At 58.7% G+C, this 6,010-nt stretch carries 5 protein-coding genes; all 5 read right to left on the reverse strand.

Annotated elements, in window-relative coordinates; genetic code table 11:
* The gene (locus VGL70_07300) at nucleotides 1–552 is read right to left on the reverse strand and encodes an EamA family transporter (protein HEY3303325.1); all 552 of its coding nucleotides are present in this window, start codon (nucleotides 550–552) and stop codon (nucleotides 1–3) included.
* On the reverse strand, nucleotides 495–869 hold the full coding sequence (locus VGL70_07305) for a hypothetical protein (GenBank protein ID HEY3303326.1): 375 nt from the start codon (nucleotides 867–869) through the stop codon (nucleotides 495–497). The genes VGL70_07300 and VGL70_07305 overlap by 58 nt, the downstream gene beginning before the upstream one ends.
* A gap of 191 nt (nucleotides 870–1,060) precedes the next feature.
* On the reverse strand, nucleotides 1,061–1,390 hold the full coding sequence (locus tag VGL70_07310) for a hypothetical protein (GenBank protein HEY3303327.1): 330 nt from the start codon (nucleotides 1,388–1,390) through the stop codon (nucleotides 1,061–1,063).
* Between the two features lie 30 nt (nucleotides 1,391–1,420).
* On the reverse strand, nucleotides 1,421–1,753 hold the full coding sequence (locus VGL70_07315) for a hypothetical protein (GenBank protein ID HEY3303328.1): 333 nt from the start codon (nucleotides 1,751–1,753) through the stop codon (nucleotides 1,421–1,423).
* Nucleotides 1,754–1,785: 32 nt separating this feature from the next.
* Nucleotides 1,786–5,682, reverse strand: a complete 3,897-nt coding sequence (locus tag VGL70_07320) for a patatin-like phospholipase family protein (protein ID HEY3303329.1) — start codon at nucleotides 5,680–5,682, stop codon at nucleotides 1,786–1,788.
* Nucleotides 5,683–6,010 lie beyond the last annotated feature (328 nt).

Genomic DNA, 6,010 nt, shown 5'->3' on the forward strand with positions numbered 1-6,010 from the left:
TCACTTCCACAGCGTAATCAGAACCACGCCGACGACGATCATCGCGGCGGCGCAGACGATTTTCAGGGTCACCTTTTCGACGTCGCGCAAAAAAAGCGCGCTGAAGATCAGCGAGAAGAACGGGCCGGTGCTGCTGATGGGAATCACCACGGAGACGTTGCCTAAATCGATCGCGTAGTAGATGCAGATCATGCTGAGACTGATCGTGATGCCGGCGGCGAGAAACCACCCGAAGCATTGCCGGTTCATCTTCCAGGTCTCTCGACTCTTTTCGACGTACCACAGTGTCAGCAGCGACACCACCAGAGACGTCGTCGCCGTCACCGCCGCCGCAAGAATCGGGTGGGGTACCGCCGCCATGCCGAACTTGCGCACGACTTGAGACGCCCCCGCCAGGACCGACGCGGCGATCGGGTACCAGAGAAAGACCGCAGAGCCGGCGAGTTTCATCGAGCCGCTCCGCCACGACAACAAGGTAATCCCGGCGATGATCATCAGGGTGGCGAACACGATCGCCGCGGTGATTTTCTCGTCGAGAAAAACGATCGCCATGACGGCGCTGAAAAGCGGCGTCGTGGCGCGAATCGGACGGTGATCGCGACGCCGAGGGCGTCGATGCCCTTGTAAGTCAGCAGGCGGGTCGGTCCCGGCTGAAAGAGGCCGACGACGACGAAAATCAAAATCGAAGCGCTCGCGAGCGGCGCCAGCGGCACGAACAGAATCGACAGGCTCCAGAGGAAAATAATGTTGATCAGCAGGCTGCTGATCACGCCGGTCGCCGGGTTGGAATACCTGAGCGCCTTTTTCGCGAGCATGTTGTGGAGCGCGAACGAAAACGCGTTGGCGAGGGCGAAAAACTCAGCGGGCATGGAAGGCTATCTTCCACGCCCAGGAAATAAAGGGAGAGACGTAAAACGACATCGCGCAGCCGGTAATCGCGGCGGAGTTTGCGCCGCCGACTTCGTCAGCTATAGCGAGTTCCACGCCGGAGCGCAATTCGAAAGCGATTCAATCGGCCGGCGCTCCCGCGGCCTATTCCCGGAACGGCGATAAGCGCCGTTCAGAATTCCTGAAGAAATGTCTTGGGCCAGAACGTAAACAGGAATGCAACGGCAACCAGGCCTAGGCCCATGGGAAAGGCGGCGGCCCAACCGACCGCAGGACGGTAAAAAAATACGCCGGCCAAACCGACGAGCAGCGCTGCCAGATAGAGATAGCCGATCAGAACGATCCAGTCCGAGCGCCACAGGAAGGTGGGCGACAGAAACCCTACAGTCAAGAAAATCAGGCTCCACTTGATCAGGGAAGGTTGACGGATGCCATTTGCCGCCGCGTTTGTTACTTCGCTAGTTGGCAGATCCAGAACTCTCAGCAGGCGGATATTCTCCACGATATCGAAGACGGCCGCGCCGGTGGCGCATCACGCGGCGGCCACTCCCAACGGAATTCCCCAAGAAAGATTCCGACGCGAAAGCAAGACGCCGGCGGCAAGAAAAAGGAGCCCGTACGCCGCGATGAAAAGAAAATCCACTTTGAGCTCTCCCCGGGCGGCCTGGCGGTTCGCTTCTCCCCGTGGTCCCTCCCCCAACACGCCCGCCAGCTCATCCGCCGATTCCGCAAGCTCCAGGGCGAGCATCGGCTTCAAACCTTTGGGCAATTTCTCGGGGTCGATGCGGAAACGCCATCCCATCCAGAGGGCGATGCCGATGACCAAAAAAGCGAAAAGTCCAACCCACCGGACCCATGATTCCATCCAACTCCTCCTTTAGACCGTAGCGTTTCGACTCAGAGCTGGAGCGTCAAGCGCAGCCGTTTGCGGTCGGACGAATCTTTTTCGAATCCCCGTTGGCAATAGAAGCGCAGCCACGCGGCCTTTCGTTGTTGATAGCCGGCGCTGCTGGGATCTTCTCCTCCAAGATCCACCAGCAGCCGGCGACCGGTAAAATTCTGCTTCAATAGGGGAATCGCCTTATCGAGCAATCCGCTCCCCAGGCCGAGGTTCCGGTGCGCCCCGCGTATCCACACAAATAGTTGATGCACGTTCGGGTCGGTCGTCGGAGCGGCGACCGCCATGCCCCAGGCTTCCGTCGGCGGTTGAAGGGTGCGGGGCACGACGATCCAGACTGCGTTCCTGCCGGTTGCGCCCAGAGGCAAAGGCTCCTCGAATACCTGCCGAACCTGCGGCAAGATCGCCAGGCTCAATCGATCCTGCTCGAATTCATCCAGCAACTGTGCCTCCAGATACGCCGGGACTTGTTCCACAATGTCGAAATAAAATTGCGGGAGGAGATTCTCCTCGACAAAGTCGACAAAACTGCGGCTGTAGCTGCCCCGGAGTCCCGGCCAGAGTTTTTGAAACGTCGGCGCCGCCGCCCAGCGGCGGAACAGATTCATCCAGCCCCGATTGAGAGCGTACGCGTGGTACTCGCGGAACTGCAGAGCGATGAACACATTCTCCATGAGTTGGATTTGGCGATTGCAAAAATGAAGTTCCGCCCGCGGATCGCGCACCAGCAATGCATGCGGAGCGGCGCCCAGCAGCCTCTCCAGCTCCGGATAGATTCTCAGATCGTAACCTGCGAGTTGAGGATCTTCCCGCAGTTTCGCTTCGAGTTCGATCCAGGCCTCCTTCTGATGAAGGAAGGACTCCTCGATGCCGGGAGGGACGGAGACCCAATGGTGCCGCAGGGCATTGAAGATCGCGTCCGAACCTTTGTTCAGTTCCGGCGCCGCGGAGCGGAAAACTTCCCAGGCGACGTGCTCGCCCAACTTCCTGTACGACTCGAACTGCGATTCGTCGAAAAATTGATCGGCGGTGGTGTCGTGCGGGAACATAGGATGCCGGCCGGCATGCTCCAGCACGTCCGCCGGCTCGTCGCCCGTGAGCGATGCCTTGATATAAACCAGCATTCCGACCGATTCTCCGGAGTCCACCTGGTCGTAGCGAATCACGCCGATGGCCTGATGCCAGCGGCTGTGCGACTGACCGGGCTGGGGGCGGATCATCTCCCCGACGATCTCGATGCTCACGCCGAGGTCGGCGCGGATTTTTCGAATCGCGTTACCCAGATCCTCGAAAGTTGTGAGCGGGTCCGCTCCGGCGTCGCAGCAGACGATGTACTTGCATCTCCTTCGAACCAACTCGTAAATTCCCAGGTTCTCGAAGTGCCCGCCATCAGACAGGTAGACGTAACCGCGATCGGCGTTGGACTGTCCGAACAGTTCCGTGAGGAGATACGGGAATCCGAGTTTAGGTCCTCGGTTTTTGTATTTGTCGTTTTTTTTCGGATTGCCGACCCACCAGCCGAGACGGACATTAAAAAGCGTCAGCAGAAAGGCGATGGGCCCGCTGCTGTGGTATCCCATGTTCGGAGAGACCGCGGCGCCTGAAATGGCGAACGCCGTTCCGAGATTGATGCCGCCGCAGAACTTTTCCGTCTCCCGATAGTCAGTCAGCGGGCCGCCGCAGAAGCGCGGCGTCAGCACGAACGAAAAGGCTTTGCGTTGCTGCCACGCCAGTTCCTTCCCGGCCATTAGATTGAGGGCCGTGTTGACGATGAGAAAAGGTCCGTCGTAACAGCCCAGGTGTTGATGTCCTAGGCCGCTACGGAGACTCGCAAGCGGAAAATCATCATTGGGATCGAAGCCGGTGATCCAATCGGGATTCCTATCGTCGCCGCTCGATGCACCTAAATAGCACCGCACCAGCCGGTTCCTATAGGAAGCGTGCAAAGAGAATTCGTTGACATCGACAGTGTAGGCCAGCACGCCGGCAACTGCGAAACAAAGCGCCAATAACAAGCCGATGACCTCCGGCTTGGCGCGCTTAATTCCTCTCCAATAGCGATGCGTCGCGTGAGGTTTTTTTAGTAATGCCTCTTCGGCTTGCAGTTTCACATCGACTTGGACGGGTTCCGAATTGATCCGTGCGGTTCCCACGATCTTGGATAACCCCGCATTTTGCTTGATTGACGGCTCTTTCGTCGGTTCGGTCGATGACCATTGGTTGACGATCTCGTTCGACAACGACGCCACCAAAATCAAAAGTCCGAGGACGGCGACAACCGGCGCGATCTTTGCGACCCATTCCGTTTTCGTCGCGCTGTTCGGGCCGCCGCTGTTCGGACTCTTGCCGGCAAGAATCGCCGCTACGGTGCTGCCGATCCAGCTTAAGATCAGCGTGTTTTTCGTTTTCGCCCAATCTCCCAACAATTGCCACGCTAACGGTCCATAGAACGAGATCGCAAACACGCCGGACCAGAGCAGCGCGTAGATCAGCAGCCATGCGCCCATGCTCGCGCGCCACTCGCGGGCTTCATCCGATTCAGTCACTCCCCTGAGACCGACCTGCACGGAGACGGCAAGGAGAAAAACGATTAAAAAGATCGGCGGACCCCAACCGAGGACGTCCCACAGCCTGCCTCTCCCGGCCCAGGGCCAAAGGCCAAAGCGCAGCAGAACGCAGAGAAGAATCCCTGCGACGGCGCCGGCTACAAAGTCGGCGGCGATCCGGCGCAAATAATTCGACTCGGCGCGATGCCATGCGGCGCAGACAATAAATACCAGCACGTTCAGAATCCCGAGCGTCAAAGCCCACCCGAGATACGCCCACGAACTGTCCGCCAGCAAAAGCCGCGTAAGCGACGCGAGCGGCGGAAGCTCAGCGAGACCCAATCGCTGCATGCCGAAAAGCCAGGAAAAAATCAGCGCGGCGGCGGCGAGCGGAACGCAAATCAACCATTGAAGCTTCCACAGGTGAAAATGTCGCTCCTGCGCCATTCGGAGGCGATTCAGGGCGGAGGCCACGGAAACCAGCGCCACAACTGCCGCCAGCAAAAGCGCCGCCATACCGGTCCAAAGGAGCCTATCGCTAGAAACCTCCTGAAACCCTTTCGTCAGAATTTTTGGGATCAAGAGAACGAACGCTAACGAAGGAACCAGGATCAGCTGGATGAGAAGAAGATTGCGGACGTAGATCGCGATTCCCGTCCACGTGTCCTGCGAGAAAAAACCGAGCCGCGGCGTGAGGTAGTTGCTGTAGCGCCGGAGATGAAAAATCGCTTCCGGTTCTTCCGGCTTTGTCGATTGAGGCCGCCTGGCGACCAGAGCGGGCTTGAGCTGTTTTTCGACGGCGGCAAGCCCTCCGCCGGGGCTCGTCCGCTCGTGCCAGATCCACGCGGCGAGCCAGCTTCCGATATAGCCTCCGCCCGAGACGGTGGAAAGATAGTCGAAGAATCGCAGAATCCCCAGGTCTGCGAGGCCTTGAAGAATGCCGAGGTTAAAGGTGGCGCTGCGGATGCCGCCTCCGGAAAAGGCCAGACCGACCAGATTGAAGTCGGTCAGGTTCGGAGCGTGCCCGGCTTCCCGCGCCGCTCGTTCAAGCTCGGCCTTTGTATCCGCGCGCAGCTTAAGCAATTGGTTGAGACGCGATTCGGCTTCTTCAATGGCGGGAACTGGCCAGAGCTTGCGGAGCCACCTACGGGTTCGATATTGCCGTCTCACCGCATCGAGAACTCTTTCCGCTTCGGCGATGAGCATCTCGGCCTGCTCGACGGCCTGCACGAATGGATCGAGCCAGGGTATCGGACGGCCGGACGACGTCTTCTCGCGGCGGCGGGAAATATCTCGCAGCTCCCACGGCAGCAGATCTTCCGGATAGGTTTTGGCCTCGTCCGCATCCATCTGTCGTTCTCCTCCGATCGGTTTCGAGCCTCGTCGTGGCTCTGGACGAGGCCTTAGTCGCACATAGCCGGCACGCTGTCAAGAAAAATCGGTATGTAATTTATTTGGCGAATCTTATCGCCCGGGGGAGACCGGAGACGTCGCGGAGAAATTTTTCAGCCGGTTGCAAACTAACGAGGCTCTTGTAAGGTTGGTTAAGAATGAACGTAAAAACCGCCATCATTTCGATCAAAGACCTGAACGCCGAAGCGATTCCCGCATTGAAGCAGGCTTTCACCGCCGTGCCCGGCGTCCAGAGCGTCGATTTTAGTTTGGAGCGGAGCGTCGC

Source organism: Candidatus Binatia bacterium (assembly GCA_036504975.1).
Taxonomy (GTDB): domain Bacteria; phylum Desulfobacterota; class Binatia; order UBA9968; family UBA9968; genus JAJPJQ01.

Excerpts from the sequence above, each read along its gene's own strand:
- VGL70_07320 (HEY3303329.1), bottom strand. The coding sequence starts at position 5,682 with ATGGATGCGGACGAGGCCAAAACCTATCCGGAAGATCTGCTGCCGTGG.
- VGL70_07300 (HEY3303325.1), bottom strand. The coding sequence starts at position 552 with ATGGCGATCGTTTTTCTCGACGAGAAAATCACCGCGGCGATCGTGTTC.
- VGL70_07315 (HEY3303328.1), bottom strand. The coding sequence starts at position 1,753 with ATGGAATCATGGGTCCGGTGGGTTGGACTTTTCGCTTTTTTGGTCATC.
- VGL70_07305 (HEY3303326.1), bottom strand. The coding sequence starts at position 869 with ATGCCCGCTGAGTTTTTCGCCCTCGCCAACGCGTTTTCGTTCGCGCTC.